The following is a 22,202-nucleotide window of genomic DNA, read 5'->3' as shown; positions in this document are numbered from 1 at the left end:
CCCCCCCCCCCCCCCCCCCCCCCCCCGGCCAGGAGCGCGGACAGGAGTCCGCGTCGGAGTAAGGCCGCCCCGCTCACCTCATTGGCGCGTGTGCGTGTTCCCGATCACCGCGGGGAGCCGCCGGCCAGTGAGCGGTAATACTCCTCCACCGACTGGCGATACTCCTCGGGAACGTCACCCGAGCCCGCGACCATCGGGCTTTCCCTTCCGGTCGTGGCGAACTCCCGGCGCAGCGCGAAGTCGAGCTCCCTCAGCGCCTCGACGAGCTCTCGCTGGAGGTCGGCCAGGTCGCGAGGATCGGCGTAGGCGCGGGCCTCTTGGAGCTCGCTGAAACGGTCAATGGCGAACTCGAGCCCGTCCACCCAGTCAAAGTTTCCGGCGTCGGTCCGGCCCCGGATCGCGTCGCGGAGCGCCTCGGCGTCGGCCCGGCGCGCACCGGCCTCGCGCTGGAGCTGGCGGACCGTTTCCGCGTCCACACCGCCGTTCGGGCCACCACCGCCCGCGTTCTGCTGCCCGCCCTGTTGGCCCTGGCCGGGCTGCTGGCCGTCGGGCTGACCCTGCTGACCTTGACCGGGCTGCTGCCCCTGGCCCGGCTGTTGGCCAGGCTGCTGGCCCTGACCTGGCTGTTGGCCCTGTCCAGGCTGCGGCTCGCCCTGCTGCCCCTGGCCCGGCTGTTGCCCCTGCTGGCCGGGTTGGAGCCCACGCTGTTCCGGCTGCTGGCCGTCCTGCCCCTGCTGGGCAGCCTGGCGCGTGCGTTCGGCCATGGACTCGGCACCGCGGATGAGGTCGCGGGCCCGGTCGGCGAGCTCGGAGTCGCCGGCGCGGCCCTGCCCGTCCAGGGCTCGCGCTCCCTGCTGAACCTGTGCGTTCATCTCCTCGACCAGCTCGGAGATCTGCTGCTCGAATTCCTGGGCCCGTTCCGCCATCGAGGGCGAGGGAATGAGGTCCTGGGAGTATTCGATCCGATCGTCCAACTGCCCGTCCCGGATCGCGGCGGCGGCGTCGCGGAAAGCGCGCTCCGCCTCCATGTCCTCGGCGGCGGACTGGCGTGAAATCTGGCGAAGGTCTTCGTCGAGGCGCTGGATCTCCTCCCGGAGCGCCTCTTTCTCCTCGATGATGTCGGGGATCGCCTGCTGGCGCGCACCCGCCTCCATCGGAAGCTCGGATACGGCCTCCTCGATCGCCTGTTGGCGTTGAAGCGCCTGCCGGGCCCGGTTCGCCACGTCCTCGACGGCCTGTCCGAGCTGGTTCTCCTGATTTCGGTCGAGGAGGCGACGGGCCTCTTCGAGCGCGTCGGCGGCCGCGGCGGCCTGGCCGAGGCCACGGGCGTCGCGCGCCGCGGCGGACTGCCGCATCGCGTCGGCGGCTTCCTGAAGCCGTCGGGCCGCTTCCGCGAGCTCCTGTGACCCCTGCTCGCGGGCGAGCCGTTCGAGTTGGCGGGCGGCCTCTTCCGTTTCCTCCGCGAGACGACGCTGGCTCTCTCCTCCCGCGGCCGAACCCTGTTGGAGCTGGTCCGCGGCCCTCCTGAGGCGCTCCTCCTCCTGCTGCTGACGGCGCGCGAGCTCCTGGAGCCGCTGCATCGCCTCGTCCATCTGCTGGCTCTGCTGCTGGCGCTCCCCCTGCTGGAGTTGCTCGTACTGGTTCCGGAGCCGATCCATCTGGAGGTCGAAGAAGTCCGCGAGGTCTTCGCGCGGCTGGTTTTGTTGGCCTCCGCCTCCGCCCTGCTGGGCCTGCTGCTCCTGGAGCTGCACCTCGCGGAAGACCGCTTCCGCCCGGAGGAGGAACTGGAGCGCCCGCTGCTCGGGTGGCAACGCCTCGGGGGGGCGCTGGGCGATGAGCTCGAGTGCGGCGGCCTGCATGGCTTCGGTGGCAACCGGGAGGATCTCGGCGACCTGCTGCATCTCCACTGGCATCCGCGCCAGCCGCGGCCGCAGCTCGTTCAGGAACGCTTCGACCTCGCCCTGCAGCGCGGCCTGGGACTGCGCGATCGTGGCGATGTCCTCGGCGAGCCGTTCTGGATTCGAGCGCCGCCAGTCACGGTCCACGTTGAAGGTGGCCGTGACGATGTCCCGCTGGCGCTGCGAGAATTGGCCGGCCAGGGGATCGCCACCGCCGCCGCCTCCACCGCCCCCCCCGCCGCCTGCCGGGCCCTGCTCGGCCTGGCGGAAGTCCTGGGAGAAGGGCCGGATCTGCACGAAGAAGAGGTCCGTGCGGGCTTCGCGCTCCTCCGCGCCGGGCCCATTGTCCAGGGCGCGGGCGTAGTAGGAGACGAGGTCGCCGGGCTGGAGCTCGAGCTCCTCGAGGAAGAAGGTGTGCCCCGCGGAGACTTCTTCGAGGCGGGTTCCCGAGTCGTTGAGGAGCGCGATCGTCTGCTCCTCGCCCGCGTTCACCGAATAGACGAGTTCGAGCATCGCGATCCCGTGGTCGTCGCTCGCCTCCACTTGGACGAAGACTTCCTCGATCGAAGTCACCCGAACGTCCCTCGCCGGGCGGGCGAAAGAGACGAGGGGCGGGAGATCCTGGACGAGATCGATCAGGTGGTCGGGGGTCCCTCGATGGATCTGCCCCGCGTCGTCCTGGAGCTCGATCCGGTAGAATCCGGCCCGCTCGACGACGAACTCGCCCTGGAGCACACCCTCGGCCCCGGCGGCGAGCGCTACCTCTCCCACCTCCTCGAGGACGATTTTCCCGGAAGGCACCGCGATGGTCGGGTGCGCGCGCACCACCACCCGGGTTCCGCGAAGGACGACGATGTCCCCCCCGAACTCGAGGATGTCCGGCGCCCGCCCCGTATAGGCCGGGTGATGGATCTCGATCTCGAGCTGCGAGACGTAGGGGAGGTCCACCACGGAGATCGTATGCGTCCCGGACCGGATCCCTTCGGATTCGACGTAATATTCGACCGGCTCGTCAACGCGGAAAAAGACGAACTCGTACGCCGCCGTCCCTTCCGCGGACGCGAGCATCGGCCACCGCGCCCACTGCGCCTCGGACTCGCTCCGGTAGACGACGTCCACCTGTTCCGGCGCGAATCCCTGGGCCTCGGCGCCGATGCGCAGCTCGGCGCCGCGCGCCACGGAGGTGTCGCCCGGGTTGAGCTGGATCGCGAGCGGGCTCGCGGCTTCCACGGCGGTCCAAGGGCGCGCGAGATCCGGGAGGGACTCCCGGAACCCGAGCGGATCCACGAGGAGGAAGGCGAGGAGCACCGCGGCGACCCCCGCGTTCACCCAGGAAAGTCGCTTCAGTGGCTCCCGGTCCACGCGGAGTCCACCCTCGACTTCCCGGGCCCTGAGCACCGCGGCGCGGATGAGCCCGTCGAGGAGAACCGTCCTCTCGAGCTTCTGCTCCTCCATCGCGCCCACCGCGGTGAGGATTTCGGCACGGAGAGCGGGTTCGTTCTCCTCGAGATAATGCGCGACCTGTAGGTCGGTGAGTTTCCGGAAAATCGGCCGGAAGAGCGTGCGGACGGCAACCCAGGCGACACCGAGGTATAGGACCAGGGCGAAGACCGTCGCCGCGGCCTGGCTTCCGGTCCAGCGGTCCATCGCGAAGCTCACGACGAGGAGAGCGACGACCGCGGAAATGACGGTCAGAAGGCCTCCCCGGAGGGCATTTCGAATTCGCCACCGGCGCCGCACGGTCCGGACGACGTCTCGCAGCTCTCTCCGTTCGCTTCCGCCCACGCGGTGGTTCATGGCCCTTCTCCGTCGAGGAGTGGTCCGAGGCTCTTCAGTACGATGTGCAATCAGCAGGAACCGCGCCAGACGCGCATTCCCGCCCTGACGTCAGGATCTCGTTGGGATCTTAGTGTCCCGTCCCCGGAGTTCGTTGGCATTCGTGCGGCGCTGCATCCGCCCCGGTAGCGTTGCTCCTCCTCGAAGTAGCCCTGCTACTCCTCGTCGTCGCGCCTTGCCGGCGCGGCGCATCGGCACCCTCGGTGCTCAACGAACTCCGGGGACGGGACACTAGGACCTCTACTCTTCCAACAAGGCCCGGTTCAGCGGTCGGGTTCGGCTCGCCACCAGGGCCTCGCTCACGAGAAGGAGGACCGCCCCGAGGAGGAAAAACCGCCACGCGCCCTGGCGGCGCTCTCCTTCCTGTAAGAGGGTGGCGGCGGCCGCCGCGTTGCCCAGCGCGTCGTCGGCCGGCTCCGCTCCTTCGCCCCCGCTCCCCGACCCCGGTGCGACCGCGAGGATCAACTCCTGGGGATCGATCCGCGTCGGATCGGCTTCCGCGACATCCGGATTCGCGGCGAAGGTGCGCGTTCCGTCCGCCCCGTCTTCCCCCAGACGGACCTCGTAGAACCCGGGCACGGGGAGCTGGACGAGATCGCCCGCCTCGCCGCCCAACTCGGCTCCGACGCCGTCGGGACCCACCAGGATCGCCAGGGGTGCGGGAACTGGGGCCTCGCCCGGCCGCGCGACCGGCGCGGGGGCTCCCGCCTCGGTGAGGAGAAATTCGGCGTCGAGCGGCTGCCCCACGGTGAAGTAGGGCTCGGCCTCCCGTTCCGAGGCGGCGTACCGGGCCATCTCCTGAACCACCGGAAGAAAGACCGGGTGAATCGGGAAGTCGGTCCAGCTGTTGTCGAGCGTGGAGGTCCAGAGAAGCACGTGTCCGAGGCCTACCGTGCGCTCCGCGAGCGCCGGCGCCCCGTCGTCGAAGCGCGCGATCACCAGCGGGACATCCGGACGGGCGCCCTCTTCCACCCCTCCGCCTGGCGTCGGCTGGGCCGGCGCCTCGGGAGGGAGCACGAGGGTCCGATAACGGTAGAATCGCGGGCCTCCGAGGCCGCTCCCCGCGAGCGCCGTAAAAGGAGAAAAGATCGGGTGGTCGCGGTCCACACCCGTGAGCGTTCCGCCGCGGAGGGGATTCCGGTCCACCGGCATCCCGACTTCCCCCGGAAGGAACTCGTCCCAGTCCGACTCCCAGGTCGCGGGGGTGCTCGCCGCGCCCGTCGCGATGACGAGACCTCCCCCCTGCCGGATGAAGGCGCGCAGGAGCGATCCCGAGGCCCCTGAGGGGAGCGGGACATCGCTGAAAACGGCGACGTCGGTCCCCTGGAGATCGGCGGCGGTGACCTGGCCCCCGGCCCGCGTGCGCACCTGGACGGCCTGGCCGCCCCCGATCGAAAGGGCGCTGCGTAGGTACGGGTTGTTCCCCGCGCCCGCGTTCGCCCCCTCGACCAGGAGGATCGAGAGTACCTGTTGCGGAGAGAAGAAGAAGCGGAACGGCTCTTCGGCCGCCGCTCCCTGCGGCTCCAGCCTCACCGCGCCACGGACTCCGGCATCCGGAAGGGTGATCGGCTCGAAGGCCACGGCGACCGCGCCTTCCGTGGGAAGCTCGACCGTCCGCGACTCCACCTCGCGACCGTCCATTTCCAGAGCGACCCGGGCCTGGGAGGGCGCCTCCGCGCCGCTCCGGATGATCCGCACCTGCGGATGCACCCTTTGGCGCCCTTCGAAGAAGGAATGCTCCAGGGTCACGTCCGACACGATGAGCGAGCCGATCCCGTCGTCCCCGACATCCACCGGGACAAGAGTGGTTCCCGCCGGGAGTTGTTCATGCACGCCCTCTTCCCAACCCCGAAGCTGGAAGTCGGAGATCAGGACGACTTCCCTGCGCGACCGCTCCGAGGCCTCGAGAATCCCGCGCGCGGCCTGAAGCCCCGCGCCCACCTGCGTGCCCCCCCAGCCGGCCCGGATCGTGTCGAGGGCCGCGGCCACCCGACCGGGCTCGAGGGTCGGTTCGACGACCACCCGCCCCGACGCGTCGAAGACGACGAGAGCCACCCGATCGGGCGCCACCAACCCGTTCAGGACGTCACGCGCCTCACCGAGTGCGTCATCCCAACGATCGCCGCGCGTCATGCTCCAGGACCGGTCGAGGACCACGACGACTTCTCGGAGCCCGTCGCCTCCGACGCCCTCTTCCTGCGCGCCGATCTGAAGGACCGGGCGCGCGAAAGCCAGGACGATCAGGGCGAGCGCGGCCGCGCGGAGGAGGAGGAGGGGCCAATCGCGGACCCGGAGCCGTTTCACCGACCGCACCGGGAGCTGGCGCAGGAACATCAGGGAAGGGAAGTCGAGTTTCTTCCCCTGATGCCTGCGGATCAGGTGGATGAAGATCGGCACCGAGATCGCGAGGAGCCCGGCGAGGAAGAGGGGGGTCAGGAAGGAGAGGCCCATCGTCCGCTGCGCTTACGATACTGTCGCGCGAGTAGGTAGTGGAAAAGGGCCTGGTCGAGGGGCCGCGAAGTATCCGCCAGGATATGGTCCGCCCCGGAGCCCGCGAGGACCTTCGCCACCTTCGCGACGTGCGCCGTCACGAGATTCCGGTACTCTTCCTTCAGCTCCTTGGGGACGAGTGGAAGGACTTCTCCCGTCTCCATGTCCTCGAGGGTGAAGGGACCTTCGTACGGGAGCTCGCGTTCGGCGGGATCGAGGATGTGGAAGACCATGACGTCGTTCCCCATCTCGCGAAGACGCCTGATCGGGAGCCGAAGCTCTTCCGGCTCCACGTAGAGATCGCTGACGATCGCAATGATCCCCTTCCGGCCTCGCCGACCCGTTGCGTCCCGGAGCGCGGGGGCGAGGTCGCCGGAGCGCTCCGCCTTCGCGCGGCTGATCGCGAGGAGGACTCGCTCCAGATGCCGTGCGGAGCAGGGGACGACGTCGCGCACTCCCCGGTCGAAGGTGATGCACCCGACCCGGTCTCCCTGCCGCCTCGCGAGGAAGGCGAGGCTGGCCGCGAGGAATTTCCCGTAGTCGAGCTTCGTCACCGGCTCCCCGAACGCCATGGAGCGCGAGGTATCCATGTAGACGGTGAAGTTCGTGTTCGTCTCGGCCTCGAACTCCTTTACGTAGTACCGGCCCGTGCGCGCATAAACGCGCCAGTCCACCCGCCGTGGATCGTCGCCGACCGTGTAGGGGCGGTGTTCCGCGAAGTCCACGGACTGCCCGAGAAAGGGGGAGGGGTGGAGCCCCTGCATGAAGCCCTCCACGACGCTCCGTGCCACGAGCTCGAGGCTTCCGATCCGCTGGAGGACGACGGGGTCGAGGAAACGGGCCCCTGGCCCGACCTGCCCCCGGCCCCAACCGTGTCCGACGCTCATCTCCTCTCCGTTCCTCCCCTTACATCCCGGACTTCGGCTGCGGCACGGATTCGATCAGGAGGTCAATGATCCGGTCCGTGGTGATTCCCTCCGACTGCGCCTGGAAGTTCGAGAGAATGCGGTGGCGCAGGACCGGATGCATCAGGGCGCGAATGTCCTCGAAATGGACCGCGAAGCGCCCGAAGGTGAGGGCGCGCGCTTTCCCGCCCAGGACGAGGTACTGGGCCGCGCGGACGCTGGCGCCGTAGGCGACCCAGTTCTTGATGAACTCCCGGTTCGCGCTCTCCGACGGGCGCGTGGCACGCACCAGGCTCAACGCGTAGCGCGCAACGGGTTCCGAAACGGGGACGCGCCGGACGAGCTGCTGAAAGGCGACGAGGTCTTCGCGGGAGACCACGCGCTGGGGTACCTCGCCCGTGACCCCTGTCGTCTGGGTCACCACGCCGAGCTCCAGGTCCTCCGGGAGGTGGTCGATGATCACCTCGAACATGAAGCGGTCGAGCTGCGCCTCGGGGAGCGGATAGGTCCCTTCGAGCTCGATCGGATTCTGAGTCGCAAAGACGAAGAAGGGCTCTTCGAGCGTGTAAGTCGTTCCCTGCACGGTGACACGGTGTTCCTGCATCGCCTCGAGGAGTGCCGCCTGGGTCTTCGGCGGGGTCCGGTTGATCTCGTCCGCGAGGACGATGTTGGCGAAGATCGGCCCAGGGCGGAACACGAGCTCCCGGCGATTCGTCGTGTTGTCCTCCTGGAGGATTTCCGTCCCGGTGATGTCCGAGGGCATGAGGTCCGGAGTGAACTGGATCCGGGAGAAGTTCAGGTCCAGCACCTCCGCCATCGTCTGGACGATCATCGTCTTCGCGAGGCCTGGAACCCCGAGGAGGAGGGAGTTTCCTCCCACGAAGAGGGAGAGGAGGACCTGTTCGAGCACGTCCTCCTGCCCGACGATCCTCTTCGCGACCTCTCTGAGGATCTCCTCGCGGCTCGATCTCATCCGGTCGGCGAGATCAATGTCGTCCCGGTCGTCCACCCGCGTTGCTTCCGTTCTCACCGATTCCACGAGGCCTCCTGGGGCGTCGCCCACACGTTGGTCCGAAGGGGGGCCGGCCACTCCGGACCCCCGCTATTTCCCGCTTCTAGGATTCCGGCATCGCCGACGAGCGTCGCCCGGCCACCATCCCACCCACACTCCTTTGGACTGCCGGCCTCACCGGCCGTTCGGCGCGCCCCCCTGCATGATCTCGAGGAGGAGGTCCTGAGCCTCGGGGAAGCGGGGGGCGAGTTCCAGCGCACCCATCACGCTCGTCCTCGCCCCACCTCGATCCCCGTCGCGGAGCTGCGCCAGCGCCAACTCATAGAGGGCGCCGGCCCGGTCCACCGGATCCAGCGCGAGAATCGCCTTCCGCTCCCTCACCTCACCGCCTGCATTCCCGATCTCCCGGTAAAGGAGCGCGAGCCGCTCGTGCACCGGGATCTCGAATGGATAGACGTTGATCGCCTCTTCGAGTGCACCGACCGCTCGTTCCGAGTCGTTCCGTTCCTCGAAGAGATCGGCCAGAAGGAGCTGGGCCCGGTAGTCGCCGGCCGCCTGGGCGAGGTGCTCGACGAGGGCCTCCACGGCCGCGTCCGAATCACCAAGCTCCCGGTAGACCTCCGCGAGGAATCGATTCGGTCCCCTGGGATCCGGATTTTCCGGGAAAATGTCGCGCGCCTCCAAGAGGGGGGCGATCGCCTCCCGGTAACGCTCCTCATCGAAGTGGACCGCCGCGAGCGCGATACGAGCTTCCACATCGTTCGGGGCTTGCGCCACCCGCTCCCTGAGCCAGTCGACATCCCCTCGCTGCTGGGGCCCAGTCTCCCGAAGCTCCAGTGCCGCGCGCGCCGCGGCGAACCCCCCGGAGTATCGGTCGCGAAGCCAGGCGTCGAAGCCGCGGTCGAATTCCGCGAGACTCAGGTCCAACCGACTCCGGATCACTTCGTCGGGACTCGTCCGGTTGCGATATCCCTCCAGCATTCCGAGGATCGCGTCGGCTCCCCACTCCTCCTCGATCCAGAGCATGACCAGCGAGCCCATGATGTACGCGAACCCGACCTCATCCGGGCTTCGCGGCCGGACGAAGCTCTGGCTTAGCTCGCTCGGCGAGCGAAGCTCGCCCTCCTCGTAAGCCGCGAAGAAGGGAATGGAAGGACGCATCCCCCAGCCCGGGCCGGCCCGCCGCTCCTCGTGCACCGCCAGGCCTTCGCTGAACCACCGAGGTACGCGGTGATCCGTCATCCCCAGGTGGAAGGCATGGGCCATCTCGTGCCAGAGGGTGGAGGCCCAATGGAATCCCTCGGTCCCTCGCGCCGCCGGCGAATCCATGGCGAGGACGTTTCCGAAGCTCACACCGAGTGCGCCGATCCCGGTGAGCCCGAAGGTGCGGACGGAGAAGTCGCCGCTCCGCCGGAACGCCTCGACGCGGATCGGTGGCGTTGGTGCGTACCCGTACCGCTCGGCCAGCTCCGCGTAAGCCCGTTCCGCGACGTCGAGCATGTAAAGCGCGAGCCCTTCACCGTCTTCAGGGTCCACGTAAACGCGGATCCGGTCAGAGCTGTACGACTCGAACCCCTCCATCGTGTCGAGGAGGTCGAGGGTGTTCTTGTACCAGACGTTGTAAGGGTCTCCATCGAAGGCAATCTCCAGGTTGGCGCGCCCCTCCTCCATCGCTCCGAGGCGAAGCAGGTTCATCCCCAGAGTCCCATATGCGTCCCAGGCGAGCGTGTCTAGCCCGATGCCCTTCACGGCGAGCTCGGCGGCCTCCTCGTAGAACCTTCCCCGCGAGGCGAGCTCGCCCGCGGTGACGAAAAAAGCCGCGTCGCGCGGGTTCATCCTGAGCGCGCGGTCCACGATGGACTCGAAGTCCTCGGTCTCCCCCTGGAGGAGGCGGGTCGCCGCAAGTACGGCGAGCGCCTGGGTCGCGGTCGGGTCCACATCGAGCGCCGACGCGAGGTCGCGCTCGGTAGCCTCGACCTCCTCGGCCCCGAGCTGGCTCCGGGCGCGGAGAATCAGGGCGGGGACCAGATTGGGGTTCGCGCTCAGGGCTTCGTCCAAAAGGGGCGCGCCCTCCTCCGAGCCCTCGAGGTATGCCGCTTCGGCGAGCCCGTAGAGCGCCATCGGTTGGCGGGAACGCCGGCGAAGCACCTCGCGAAAGGACGCGATCGCGTCGGGGATGTTGTACCGCTCCAGGAAGAGGAAGCCGAGCTCGAGATGCGCCTCGAGATTTTCGGGGTCCGCCGCGATCGCCTCGTCGTAGGCCATCAGGGCGTCCTGGTAGAGTGCCGGGTTCGTGATGCCGAGGTGAGCCACCGCGGCCGCCACCGCCTGGAGCTCGCGCGACCCGAGAGAGGACGAGTTGTTGTAGACGTCTATGAATCGATCGAAGAGCGCGAGCGCCGCCTCCCGCTCTCCCCGGCGAAGGAGGATCTCCCCCCGGTGCATCTCGGCTAGGAGCGCTGCCCCCCCCGTTCCCGCCGCCGCCGCGGCGAACACCCGATCCGCTTCATCGAGATGGCCGCGCTGCAACAACGATCGGCCCAGGAGGAGCTGGAGTTCGGCATCGTCCGTCCCTTCCGAGGCATCCCTCAGCAGCGCCTCGGCGTCGTCGTAACGGCCTGCCTCGAGGAAAACCGAGGCGAGGGCGCGGGTGGACTGGGGGCCGGGTGCCGCGGCGCGCTCCCGCTCGAGGAGGGAGATGGCCTCGTCGTAGTTGCCCTCCTGCAGAAGGGCCGCGGCCCCCTCCGGCCCCTGCGCGGTCGCGCGGTCGCTCCCGACGCATCCGCCGAGAAGGAGTCCGAAGAGGAGGAGGAGAAAACGTGCGCGAGGACGGCCGGTCATCGTCCCTCCTCGAGGCGGCGGATCTCCTGTCCGACTGTCGCGAGCTCGAGAAGGAGGGGTTCGAGCGCCGCCTGGTAAGCGGCGGGCTCCATCGTCCCCCGGCGCTGGCCGAGCGCCGCGACCTCGACCTCGAGCGCTTCCTGGCGGAGGTAGAGCTCGCGGAGCCGCTCCGCGCTTGCATCGCCCGCCACTGTGGCGGGGACCACGCTCTCCAGGAAAAAGCGCCCGGCGAGGGTCCCGACGGCTTCGTCCTCCATCGGGAGGGGAACGCCGCTCCCCTGGGCGCGGTCCTCCAGGAGGGCCTGCTCCGGAGAGATCAGCCCGCGGTCACGATAGTGGCGCTCCGTCTCCAATCGACCGAATTCGAAGGCCTCGAGGATCGAGACGCGACCGTCGCGGTCGAGGTCGGCGCCTTCTCCTATAAAGGCCTTCACGAAGTGGCCTCCGAAGATCGCCGCGTTCCTCTGCTGGGAGCTTCGTGTCGCCGTCACGACGACGCGGCCCTCGCCCGCGAGCGCCGAAGCGAAATCGCCGCTCGCGCTCGCCACGTTCACGAAGGCGACCATGCGCGGGGCGAGGAGCTCGAGGAATCCGCGGTAGTCCGCGAGGGTCAGACTTCGTCCCGGGATGCTCACCCTCGACTCTTCCCCCGACCCCGTTCCGTGCCCGATGAGAACCACCAGGACCCGGTCCTGGGGGGCCGCTCGTTCCGCGGTCTCACGGAAGGCGCGTTCGATCTCTTCGCGTGTGGAGCGGGCCCGGACCTTCCCATGGCCGGTCTCGGGATCCTCCGCGAGGAAGATCAGGTTCTCCGGCTTCACCCCCGCTTCCACGGCTGCATCGCTCAGCTGGGTTCCCCACTCGAGAAAGGACTCCCGATACTGCGGCTCTCCGCCGAGCCCCGCCACGATCAGGACGTGAGCTTCCTGGGCCGCCCCGGGGACGGCCATTCCCCCGAGCGCGACCACGGCGAAGAGGAGGGGTGCGAAAATGGCGCGCGCCGCGCTTCCCGCAGAGCCGACGAAAAAGTACCGGCTCACGCGAGCCCCCTCCGCCGGCGCACCATCCACTCGGTGAATAGGAGACCCATGAGGAGAAAGAAGAAGAGGGGAAGATCCCAGAGATCCCGTTCCTCCTGGACGACGGTTCCGCGTTCCGTGTACGTGAGCGCTTGCGGGAGCGAGGAGACCTGGTCGAGCGTGTAGAAAGCCCCGTTGGTCTCGGTCGCGATTCGCCGGAGGAGGTTTTCCCTCATCGCACCGCTCCGCAGCTCCTCGTCGAGCACGCCCGCTTCGATGTGAAGGGGAGGCGCCGTCAGAAAGGTCTCGCCCCTAACCGCGTCCACCTGAACCTCGTAGGGCCCCGAGCTCGCCGGAAGGAACGATCCCCGGTACTCCCCGTCGCGGTCCAGATTCCAGTAGAGGGGGAGCTCCTGCTCCGCACCGAAGGGATCAATGACGCGTGCGGTGACCCGCGCGTCGTTCACGGGAAGGAATTCCTCGCTCGACACCCGCACGATCAGCTGCACCGACTCTCCGGGTGCGACCCGATTCCGCACGGCGGTCGCGGTGAGGGGATCGGGGACCTCCTGAATCAACCAGCGGAGGATCTGTCGCCAGAAGACTTCGTGAGTCTGGTCTTCGAGCGAAATGTCCGCGTGCATCTGCCAGAGCCAGGTGTCATGCACGCCGAGGACGGCGGCCATCCCCGCGCCGTAACGCTGGAAGGCGAGAACCGGCTGCTCTCCGCCCGGGAGGTCCGGGCTCACTCCGGTGAGGAGGACGGTCGCCCCCGGGCGCGGCTCTCCCATCCGGTTCACAGTGGTGAGCTCGGGGAGGCGGTCCCAGCGGGCGGTCCGCGCGTCCTCCGAATCGGTCGCCACCACGGCCGCGGGAGCGGCGCCCCCCGGGTCCATCTCCACCTGAGAGCCTTCGAGCCCCAGGGCCGGATGCGTCATTCCGTTCCGGGTCGGAGTCACCTTCACCGTCGCCCAGAAGTCCACCGTGCCCGAGCGGTCCGGTCCAAGATTCTCGAGCTCCAGCGGATAAACCGGAGCGAGCGCGGTCGGGGTCCACCCCCCTTCGGCGAGGGCGCGCGGGCCTCCGAGGAAGAGCAGCCCTCCCCCCCGGCGATCCACGAAGTCGGCGATCATCCGGATCTGATCCGGCGTGAACGAGCTCGCCTCCACGCTCCCCAGGACGAGCCCGCGGTACTCGAAGAGCTCCTCGCGCGTCCTCGGAAAGCCGCCCGCGAGCTCGTCCCCGCTGTCCACGTCGAGGCGAACGTACCGGTCTTCGCCCGTGCGCTGGAGGACCACGACCTGGAGATTCTGGTCGTCACGGACGGCCTGCCGCAGGAATCCCACCTCGAATCGGGGCTGGCCTTCGTAATAAAGGATCTTGTCCCGCTCGTCGCGGACGCGGATGTGCACATCCATCTGGTTGTTGTCGGCGACGACCTCGTTGGGCTGGGCCGCGACCCGGACGGTGAGCCCGCGCACCCCCGGAGATTCGAGCGTCACCGGAATCCGGACGGTCGTGCTCCCCCCCGACCCCTCGAACTGGACGTTTTCGGAGGCGAGGATCCGACCGTCTTCTTCCAGGTTCACCGCGACGTTGCGTCCACCGAGTCCCGTGTGCGCGACGACGACGTTGGCCATGACCGTCGAGCCGCGCATCACGGCCCGAGGGAGCTCGACCCGCTCGATCTCCACATCCGGATCGAGGCGGGAGCGTCCCGCGCCCACGACATGCACCGGAATTCCCTCGGCACGGAGCCCGAGGAGAGCGTCTTCGAGGGCGGCCGCGTTCTGGTCGCCCCCGTCGGTGACCAGGACCAACCCGGCGAGGGGAAGTCCCGCCAGCTCGCTCCGCACGAGGTCGAGCGAGGGCCCGAGGAGGGTCCGGTTTCCGTCGAAGGCGAGATCTGCGGGATCGCGAAGCCTGGCGGCGTTCGAGTCGAAGCGGAACTGCCGGATCACGAAGTTCTCCTCGAGCTGTTCGAGGAGCGCGCTTTCCGGCGCGGCGAAGAGCTCCTGGGCGACAGCGCCGCGTGAGCGGCCATCCACGTCCTGGATTCCCATGCTCCGGGAGTTGTCCACCAGGACGGCCACGACGTTCTGCTGAGGAACGGCCGTGGAGAGGACGAGCGTCGGGCGCAGCAGACAGACCGTGAGGATCGCGAGTCCGATGGCGCGGGTCGTTACGAGGATCCAGGTCGTGGCGCCCGCTGCGCGCGCACGGCTCGACAAGTAGCTCCAGACGACGAGGGCCACCCCGACGGCGAGGAGAAGGGCGAGGAGGATCGTAGGCCACGATCCGCTCCAGACGATCTCCCCGCGGTCGTACGCAACGCGAGGATACTTGAAGAAGTACTCGAAAACTGCGTCGAAGAATGATTGCATCTCGCCGGTGCGCGGCTATCGCGCGCTTCAGGGTCGTTGGTTCGGGGTCGTACCCTCTAGAATTCGATTCGTTTGTTCCCTTCCGCATTAGGACGCGCGCCGGGGCGGTTTCGCTGAGGGGAGCGCTCCGCCGAACGTCAGTGCGTCATAATCCAGACCAGGACGTTGATTCCGATCGCATAAGCCTGCGGCGAAAAGAGGGCGAAAAATGCGGCGTCGTCGGCCTCCCGTTCCCATCCGTCCGCGATGTCGGTGTTATGGCTCATGAGAACGAGGATCCTTTCGTGTTCGTCCAGGATCGCGCGGAGGTGCGGCTCGGCGCTGTCCCATCCCCGTTCCGAGGTTTGTCCTCCCGAGTTTCTCCAGTACTGCATGTGCGAGATCTGGGGGATCTTCTCTACCGTATAGACGATTCCGAAGAGCGGATGATCGAGGGGGAGGTCCACGATCGGGTATTCGGGGAGGACGCGCGCCATCTCCGCAGACCATTGTCGCCACGCCGGCGTCCCCCAGAAGTCGTCCACCCAGAGAAAGCCGCCTTTGAGGAAGTATTCCCTCAGCGCCGTGACTTCCGCGTTCGAGAACCCTGCCGTCCCCACGTCCGACCCGAAAAGGAAGGGGCACTGGAAGAGGTTCGGGTCGGTCGCCCGCAGAGCGGCCGTCCCCTGGTCCCCGTCGAGCCATCCGCTGATCGAGGCGGTCGTCAGCTCGGAGAGGCGGAGCGTCAAATTCAAGTCGCCCCGCGGATAATCCGTGCTCCACCCGTACCCGTCGCTTTCGTACCGTACCGAGTCGAACCAGAGGCGGCAAAAAGTAAAGCCGCCCGGACGTTCGGGAAGCCCTCGCCGCAAGGGCTGCGAGATCGGCGCCTCGCCGAATCCCCGGAGCCGCTGGGCCTCCCCCCGCTCCGCGGGAAGGGAAACGGCGGCGGCCAAAAAAAGCGCGACCCACGGCCACCGGCCCGCCCTCCCCTCGGCACACACTCCGCCGGCGAGTCCGGAGCGTGCCGGAAGGGGGGTCGTCGTCGCCGATCGGGACATGGACAGGCCGCTTCGGAGTCGGGGTGCGAGACCAACCGCTTTTCGGATCCGGCCGGCAGGCGGGGGAGCCGCGAGGACCACGCAACTGGCGCTCACTCGAACGTAAGGCTCCGCGATCCGGCGCGGCAAGGCGACCCGGCCGCGAAAGTGTGAGCGCCTTGTGAACTTGATGGCGTGCCGCCCGAGCGCCGGTTACACTGCATGCGAAACGGTTCGAGTCCCGTTCCTATTACACCGCGGCGGCGTTCATGATCAAGGCGCGCAAAGCCTACTGCTCGGCGACCGACCGCAACGTTCCGGTTGTTCCCAAGGCCGGCGCGCGGCTGGGGAGGACGCCTTCGGTTCAGGACGCCGAAATCCTCATCTGTCTCGACTACGGCGTCCGCTGCACCGGTGCGATGTGTCCTCTTTTCACCCCCCTTTTCGTGGCCCGGAGCGGGGAGTGGGAAGTGGACCCGCGCGCGACCCGCATCGGATGAGGGATCCGGCCCCCCGGCTGTCATTGCGAGCCCGGCCTCCCCGACGTTAAACTCCCCCTCCGAGATGCGGTAAAGTCCTCGCTTCCGCGATCCGACTCCCGGACCCCTCCTTCTGCTCCTCCCCCGCGCGTACGCCCTCGTGGCCTGTAACCGTCGAAGCCAACGGCCCTTATGAAGCCTACGGACGTCTCGGATCCGCAGTACTACCACAAAGTCGTGGACTGCCAATGGGGGTGTCCCGCGCACACGAACGTGCCGGAGTACATCCGGATGATCGCGCAGGGACGGTTTACGGACGCCTACATGCTGAACCGGCACTCCAACGTCTTTCCGGCGATCCTCGGGCGGACCTGCGACCGCCCCTGCGAACCGGCGTGCCGGCGGACCCGACTGGACGGGGAACCGGTCGCGATCTGCCGCCTCAAGCGAGTCGCCGCCGACCTCCGTGAAGACATCACCGACCTCCTTCCTCGGATCCCGGAGGAAAAAAACGGGAAGCGCGTCGCCTGCGTCGGGGCGGGCCCGGCATCCCTCACGGTGGCCAACGACCTCCTCCCCCTCGGCTACCAGGTCACCATCTTCGAGAAGCAGGACCGGGCCGGGGGGCTCATGTGGTCGAACATCCCCCAGTTCCGCCTCCCCCCCGAGGTGCTTCGCGAGGAGATTGGCACCATCCTCGACATGGGGGTGGACCTCCGGCTCAACACCCCGGTCGAGAGCATGCGTGCGCTCCTCGACGGGGAAATGGGCGGGAAGTGGGACGCGGTCTTCGTGGGCTCCGGGGCACCGCGGGGGAAAAACCTGGATATCCCGGGACGCTACGACTCCGACCGCATCCATATCGGGATCGATTGGCTCGAGTCGGTGGCCTTCGGGCACATCGAAAAGATCGAGCCGCGCGTCCTCGTCATCGGGGTCGGGAATACGGCGATGGACTGCTGCCGCACGTCCCTCCGCCTCGGAGGGACGGATGTGAAGGTGATGGCCCGCCGCACGCGCCCTTACTTCAAGGCCTCTACCTGGGAGCTCGAGGACGCCCAGGAAGAGGGGGTCGAGATCCTCGAAAACCATTCCCCCTCGCGGTTCCTCCTCGAAGGCGGCGAGCTCGTAGGGATGGAGTTCGACCTGGTGGATTGGGTGGAAGGAGCGGATGGCCGCACCAGGTCGGTGACGACCGGGACGAAGACGATCCCCTGTGACACGGTCATCCTCGCGATCGGCCAAGACGCCGCTTTCCCCTGGATCGAGCGCGACATCGGAATCGCGTTCAGCGAGTGGGAGATGCCGGAGGTAGACCGGAAGACCTTCCAGTCCTCCCGCGAAGGCGTCTTTTTCGGCGGTGATGCGGCCTGGGGTCCCGAGAACATCATCTGGGCGGTGGAGCACGGCCATCAAGCGGCGATCTCCATCCATCAGGCTTGCCAGGAGAAATCCCTGGCCGAGCGTCCGCCCTACGGAATGAATCTCGTCAGCCAGAAGATGGGCCTACACGAGTGGAGCTACTCGAACGACTACGATGCCGCGGGGCGCCAGAAGATGCGGCACGTGAAGCTGGAGGCGCGCCTTCAGGCACTCTCCGTGGAGGTCGAAGAAGGCTTCGACATCATGCAGACGCTCAAAGAAGTGGAGCGTTGCCTGAACTGCGACGTCCAGACGCACTTCACGGGGCCGCTCTGCATCGAATGCGACGCCTGCATTGATATTTGCCCGCTTTCCTGCCTGACCATCGCGCCGAACGGTGATGAAGAGGAGCTTCGCGGCCGGCTCACGGCTCCCGCGCTCAACTTGAAGCAGAGCATTTTCGTCTCGGAGGGCCTTCCGCAGACCGGACGCGTCATGGTGAAGGACGAGGACCTGTGTATCCACTGCGGACTCTGCGCCGAGCGGTGCCCGACCGCCGCCTGGGACATGCGCGCCTTCGACCTCCAGATTCCATACGCCGGCCTCGAAGCCGGCGGCCGCCATCCCGACCGGAACCCGGTCCCCGCCGGGGCGGGCGCATGACGGTTCCCCAGAAAAACGGGTCCGGGGCGGATCGTTCTCGCGTGAACGATTTCGCCATCAAGATCGGGACGGTGAACGGAACGGGTTCAGCCAGTGCGAACTCCCTCCTCCGCCAGGCGATCTTCCGGATGGGGATCCCCGTGAGCGGGAAGAACCTTTTCCCCTCGAACATCCAGGGACTTCCCACCTGGTACGAGATCCGGGTGAACCATCGGGGGCACACGGCCCGGTGCCGGAGTTTCGACCTGACCGTCGCCATGAACCCGGCGACGTACGAACGCGACATCAAGGAAGTGCGACCCGGGGGGTGGGTCCTGCACGACTCCTCCTGGCCGCTCCGCCAACAGCTCCTCCGCCCCGACGTCACCTTCCTCGGGGCGCCGATGGCGAAGATGTGCGTGGATCACTTCCAGGGCGACCGGGAGCGGATCCTCATGAAGAACATCGCTTATGCCGGCGTCATCACCGCGCTCCTGGACCTCGAGATGGAAATCGTCCGCGGCCTCCTCGAAGAGACCTTTTCGAGGAAGAAATCACTCCTCGAATCGAACTACCTGGCGGTGCAGCTCGGCTACGACTTCGCCAAGGAGCACTTCTATTGTCCGCTCCCGCTCCACCTCGAGCGGATGGACGAAAACGGGGACTCGATCCTCATTGATGGAAACACGGCAGCCGCGCTCGGGTGCGTGTACGCCGGAGCCACCGTGGCCGCTTGGTATCCGATCACCCCCTCCACTTCGCTCGTGGATGCCTTTTCCGGCTTCTGCGAGCGGTACCGGAAAGACCCGGAGACGGGGAAAAATCGCTTCCTCGTGGTCCAGGCGGAAGACGAGCTCGCGGCTGCGGGAGTGGTGCTCGGTGCCGGCTGGACGGGCGCGCGCTCCTTCACCGCGACGAGCGGCCCGGGGATCTCTCTCATGGGGGAATTCCTCGGACTCGGCTACTACGCGGAGATCCCCTCCGTCTTCTTCGATGTGCAGAGGACGGGTCCCTCGACGGGGATGCCCACCCGCACCCAGCAGGGCGACCTGATCAGCGCCGCGTACGCCTCGCACGGCGATACGAAACATCTCCTCCTCTTCCCCTCGGATCCTGGGGAATGTTTCCACTTCGCGGTGCAGGCCTTCGACCTCGCCGAGCGCTTTCAGACGCCGATCCTCGTCCTCTCCGACCTGGACATCGGGATGAACGACTGGGTCGTGCCGCGGCTGACCTGGGACGACGCGTTTCGCCCGGATCGGGGGAAGGTCCTCGGGGCGGAGGATCTCCAGAAAATGGAGAAGTTCTCCCGATACATGGACGTGGACGGAGATGGAATCCCTTACCGAACGCTTCCCGGAGTCCATTCGAAGGGCGCGTACTTCACGCGCGGCTCCGGGCACGACAAACACGCGCGGTACACGGAGGACGAAGAGGGCTATACGGATGTGATGATGCGAATCGCGCGGAAGATCGACGGCGCGGCCCTGGCTCTCCCCGCTCCCGTCCTTCACCCGGCTTCCTCCGGGAAACCGGCCCCTCTCGGGATCGTGGGGATCGGCGGGGGGGACCGGGCCCTCAAGGAATCGCAGGACCTCCTTGCGGATGCCGGCATCCAGGCCGACTACCTGAGGGTCCGTGCCTTTCCCTTCCATCCGTCGGTGAAGGAGTTCCTCGAGGGGCACCAGCGGATCGTCATCGTCGAGCAAAACCGCGATGCCCAGCTCCGCTCCTTGCTGGCGCTGGAGACCGCTGTCCCGCTCGAGCGGCTCGAGTCGGTGCGCCACTGGGGTGGGATGCCCCTCAGTGCCGCCGACGTGGTCGAAGACGTGCTCGCCCTCCTCGACCGCCCCTCGGCCTCCGAGCCCCCCCTCGTCGGGAGCCTCGCATGACCTGGATCGCCAAGCCCCGTGTCGCGCACCCGAGCCTTCCAATAAACGCGCTGGGGCTCACGCGGCGCGACTACGAAGGGACGATGTCCACCCTCTGCGCCGGGTGCGGGCACGATTCCGTCACCGCCGCGGTCATCGAGGCCTTTTTCGAGCTGGAGATTCCGCCGCACCGGGTCGCGAAGGTGAGCGGGATCGGGTGCTCGGGGAAGACCCCGACCTACTTCCTCAGCCAGGCGCACGGCTTCAACGGGGTGCACGGCCGGATGCCCGCGATCGCCACCGGCACCGCCGGGGCGAACCGCGACCTCGTCTGCGTCGGAATCTCGGGGGACGGCGACTCGCTCTCGATCGGGCTCGGCCAGCTCTGCCACGCGATCCGGCGGAACGTGGACATGCTCTACGTAATCGAGAACAACGGCGTGTACGGACTCACGAAGGGGCAGTTTTCGGCCTCCGCCGACATCGGATCCAAGGCGAAACGGGGCGCGGCAAACTTCCAGCCGCCCATCGACCCGGTTCTCCTAGGGCTCTCTCTCGGCGCCACCTTCGTCGCGCGAAGCTTTTCGGGCGACAAGGAGCAGCTCATCCCCCTCCTCAAGGCCGGTGTCCAGCACAGGGGATTCGGGCTCATAGACGTGATTTCTCCGTGCGTGACCTTCAACGACCACGAGGGGTCCACGAAGAGCTACCGCTACACGCGGGAGCACATGGCTCCCGTAACCGAGGCGGATTACGTCGGCCGCCAGCCGGAGATTGCGTTGTCTTACGAGCCCGGGGCGACCGCCGAGGTGCAGATGCACGACGGGAGCCGCGTTCTCTTGCGAAAGGTGGCGGAAGGGTTCGATCCCACGGATCGGGACAGCGCGTACGCTTACGTTCGGGAGCGCCAGGAGGCGGGGGAGATCGTCACGGGACTCCTGCACATCCGCGAGGAAGCGCCGGAGATGCACGGCGTGTCGGGGACGGTCGAGACTCCGCTCGTGGACCTCCCCTTCGAAGGGCTCTGCCCGGGATCCGCGGCGCTCGAGAAGCTCCAGAGGGGCTACCGGTAGACGGCGGTGCGGGGGCCGCTCCGCCGCCTGAAGCCGGCGTGCCGGCGCGACGAGCCTGTCGTCCTCAACCCAACCCGAGAAATCCCCCCAGCGCCTCGTTCACGCGGCGCATCGTGCTGTCGTCGAGCGACCCGATTCGAAGTCCGAGCTTCGTTCGTGGCACGGTCATGATCTTGTCGATCTGAACCTGCGAGTGAGTCCGGACCCCGCTCTCGGGTCCGGGAGCGATCGGGACGCGGAGGAGCGGCAGGTCTCGGACGTCGCTCGCCAGCGGGAGTAAGGTGACGGAGGGGAGAGCCTCGAAGGCGTCTTCCTGAACGATCAGACCGGGTCTCGGTTTCCCGTACCGGCCCGGCAAAACGACGGTGACAATGTCCCCGCGCTTCACTCCTGAACCTTCTCCGCCCAGGCCCACTCCTTCGCGTACTCCTCCAGGCCCGCGTCGAGCGCGACGAGCATCTCGCGTTCGTCGGATCCCGAATGCTCCAAAGCCCTGCGTATCTCGAGGGCGGTTCGGCGGGCCTCGTCTTCCCAGGCGGCTCGCTTCCGATCGGCGACGTAGCCCTCGACGGCCTCTCGCACCAACTGTCCGACCGACTTCCGGTCCCGGCGGGCCAACTCCCCGAGCGCCTCTCTGTAGCTGCGTCCAAGCCGGAAGTTGACCGTTTCCTTAGGGTTCTTCTCGCACGCTCGGCTCCTCTAGATACGAAAACGTATGCATAATATGAATACTGGATCGTAAGAACGGTCTGGCGGTGCGTCAAGAATTTTCAAGGGAGAGTCCGGCCCCGGGCCGAGACGAGCTCCCATCGCTCCGCCGCACGCGGCTTACGTCGTAAATTCAAGCCGGGATCTTGGTTCACCGCCTGCGGGGGTTGGGACGATGGAGGAGCACAGGCTCGCCGAAGGTCGGACGGGGGCCGCTCCCCGCCGATGCCGGCTGGCGGTGGCCATGCAGCGCCGTGGCGTCCGGCGGTTGCCGGGCTCGACCCCACTTTTCGTTTTTTTACCGGGGTGCGCGACCCTCCAGGGGATCCTCGCCCTCCGAGAGGTCGAGTTCGTCCTGGATCGGGTGCATGAGGTGCGCCTGGCTGGAGTCCTTCTGGACCGAATCGACCGTCCCGAGGCGGTCAGCGCGCTCGACCTGGCACGGATTGTTGGCGCGGTCGCGCAGGGCACCCTTCCCCTTGCCCTTCGCCTCGACATCGGGGCGATGAATCCCGAGGGGAATCCGGAAGCGCGGCTCGCCGCACTCGACTGGACTTTTTTCGTCCAGGACCGAGAGACGGTTCGCGGTGGGCTCCCCGCACCTGTGCGGATTCCGGTCGCGGGGCGCGCGACGATCCCTCTGGAGCTCCAGCTCGACCTCCT

Annotated in this window: 13 protein-coding genes and 1 pseudogene; 4 read left to right on the top strand and 10 right to left on the bottom strand. The window is 67.7% G+C overall.

Features of this window, described 5'->3' with window-relative positions; genetic code table 11:
* Window positions 1-104 precede the first annotated feature (104 nt).
* The 8 genes from WEG36_01905 to WEG36_01870 form a co-directional block, all read right to left on the bottom strand.
* A complete protein-coding gene (locus tag WEG36_01905; GenBank protein ID MEX1256347.1) occupies window positions 105-3,695 on the bottom strand; it encodes a DUF4175 family protein in 3,591 nt (1,196 codons plus the stop codon).
* Window positions 3,696-3,974: 279 nt separating this feature from the next.
* Window positions 3,975-6,185: a BatA domain-containing protein gene (locus tag WEG36_01900; protein MEX1256346.1), complete on the bottom strand. Its 2,211-nt coding sequence runs from the start codon at window positions 6,183-6,185 to the stop codon at window positions 3,975-3,977.
* Window positions 6,167-7,111, bottom strand: a complete 945-nt coding sequence (locus WEG36_01895) for a DUF58 domain-containing protein (GenBank protein ID MEX1256345.1) — start codon at window positions 7,109-7,111, stop codon at window positions 6,167-6,169. Before WEG36_01895 ends, WEG36_01900 begins: the two co-directional genes overlap by 19 nt.
* Before the next feature lie 19 nt (window positions 7,112-7,130).
* Complete coding sequence (locus tag WEG36_01890; protein ID MEX1256344.1) at window positions 7,131-8,159, bottom strand: MoxR family ATPase; 1,029 nt, start codon at window positions 8,157-8,159, stop codon at window positions 7,131-7,133.
* Between the two features lie 156 nt (window positions 8,160-8,315).
* Window positions 8,316-10,982, bottom strand: a complete 2,667-nt coding sequence (locus WEG36_01885; GenBank protein ID MEX1256343.1) for a tetratricopeptide repeat protein — start codon at window positions 10,980-10,982, stop codon at window positions 8,316-8,318.
* Complete coding sequence (locus WEG36_01880) at window positions 10,979-12,022, bottom strand: hypothetical protein (GenBank protein MEX1256342.1); 1,044 nt, start codon at window positions 12,020-12,022, stop codon at window positions 10,979-10,981. The genes WEG36_01885 and WEG36_01880 overlap by 4 nt, the downstream gene beginning before the upstream one ends.
* On the bottom strand, window positions 12,019-14,385 hold the full coding sequence (locus WEG36_01875) for a vWA domain-containing protein (GenBank protein ID MEX1256341.1): 2,367 nt from the start codon (window positions 14,383-14,385) through the stop codon (window positions 12,019-12,021). Before WEG36_01875 ends, WEG36_01880 begins: the two co-directional genes overlap by 4 nt.
* Before the next feature lie 137 nt (window positions 14,386-14,522).
* Window positions 14,523-15,425: a DUF4159 domain-containing protein gene (locus tag WEG36_01870; GenBank protein ID MEX1256340.1), complete on the bottom strand. Its 903-nt coding sequence runs from the start codon at window positions 15,423-15,425 to the stop codon at window positions 14,523-14,525.
* Between the two features lie 248 nt (window positions 15,426-15,673).
* Between WEG36_01870 and WEG36_01865 the strand changes: the two genes are divergently transcribed.
* The 4 genes from WEG36_01865 to WEG36_01850 all read left to right on the top strand — a co-directional run bounded on the left by WEG36_01865 (window position 15,674) and on the right by WEG36_01850 (window position 20,831).
* Window positions 15,674-15,904 carry a hypothetical protein gene (locus tag WEG36_01865; GenBank protein ID MEX1256339.1) on the top strand — a complete coding sequence of 77 codons (231 nt, stop codon included), beginning with the start codon at window positions 15,674-15,676 and terminating at the stop codon, window positions 15,902-15,904.
* 171 nt (window positions 15,905-16,075) lie between these two features.
* The gene (locus WEG36_01860) at window positions 16,076-17,908 is read left to right on the top strand and encodes an FAD-dependent oxidoreductase (protein MEX1256338.1); all 1,833 of its coding nucleotides are present in this window, start codon (window positions 16,076-16,078) and stop codon (window positions 17,906-17,908) included.
* A gap of 41 nt (window positions 17,909-17,949) precedes the next feature.
* On the top strand, window positions 17,950-19,779 hold the full coding sequence (locus WEG36_01855) for a 2-oxoacid:acceptor oxidoreductase subunit alpha (GenBank protein ID MEX1256337.1): 1,830 nt from the start codon (window positions 17,950-17,952) through the stop codon (window positions 19,777-19,779).
* On the top strand, window positions 19,776-20,831 hold the full coding sequence (locus tag WEG36_01850) for a 2-oxoacid:ferredoxin oxidoreductase subunit beta (protein MEX1256336.1): 1,056 nt from the start codon (window positions 19,776-19,778) through the stop codon (window positions 20,829-20,831). The genes WEG36_01855 and WEG36_01850 overlap by 4 nt, the downstream gene beginning before the upstream one ends.
* A 64-nt stretch (window positions 20,832-20,895) precedes the next feature.
* Here the strand turns inward: WEG36_01850 and WEG36_01845 are convergent, their stop codons facing one another.
* Both WEG36_01845 and WEG36_01840 read right to left on the bottom strand, forming a co-directional pair.
* Window positions 20,896-21,219 carry a type II toxin-antitoxin system PemK/MazF family toxin gene (locus tag WEG36_01845; protein ID MEX1256335.1) on the bottom strand — a complete coding sequence of 108 codons (324 nt, stop codon included), beginning with the start codon at window positions 21,217-21,219 and terminating at the stop codon, window positions 20,896-20,898.
* Window positions 21,216-21,482 (bottom strand): annotated as a pseudogene (locus tag WEG36_01840) (hypothetical protein). Before WEG36_01840 ends, WEG36_01845 begins: the two are co-directional and overlap by 4 nt.
* Window positions 21,483-22,202: the final 720 nt, after the last annotated feature.

The organism is Gemmatimonadota bacterium, from assembly GCA_040882465.1.
Taxonomy (GTDB): Bacteria; Gemmatimonadota; Gemmatimonadetes; order Longimicrobiales; family Gaopeijiaceae; genus JBBEBG01.
This window is presented reverse-complemented; position numbering and strand designations above follow the sequence as displayed.

Coding starts and splice junctions, on each gene's coding strand:
- WEG36_01885 (MEX1256343.1), bottom strand. CDS start 10,982: ATGACCGGCCGTCCTCGCGCACGTTTTCTCCTCCTCCTCTTCGGACTC.
- WEG36_01895 (MEX1256345.1), bottom strand. CDS start 7,111: ATGAGCGTCGGACACGGTTGGGGCCGGGGGCAGGTCGGGCCAGGGGCC.
- WEG36_01875 (MEX1256341.1), bottom strand. CDS start 14,385: ATGCAATCATTCTTCGACGCAGTTTTCGAGTACTTCTTCAAGTATCCT.
- WEG36_01860 (MEX1256338.1), top strand. CDS start 16,076: ATGAAGCCTACGGACGTCTCGGATCCGCAGTACTACCACAAAGTCGTG.
- WEG36_01905 (MEX1256347.1), bottom strand. CDS start 3,695: ATGAACCACCGCGTGGGCGGAAGCGAACGGAGAGAGCTGCGAGACGTC.
- WEG36_01870 (MEX1256340.1), bottom strand. CDS start 15,425: ATGTCCCGATCGGCGACGACGACCCCCCTTCCGGCACGCTCCGGACTC.
- WEG36_01900 (MEX1256346.1), bottom strand. CDS start 6,185: ATGGGCCTCTCCTTCCTGACCCCCCTCTTCCTCGCCGGGCTCCTCGCG.
- WEG36_01865 (MEX1256339.1), top strand. CDS start 15,674: ATGATCAAGGCGCGCAAAGCCTACTGCTCGGCGACCGACCGCAACGTT.
- WEG36_01850 (MEX1256336.1), top strand. CDS start 19,776: ATGACCTGGATCGCCAAGCCCCGTGTCGCGCACCCGAGCCTTCCAATA.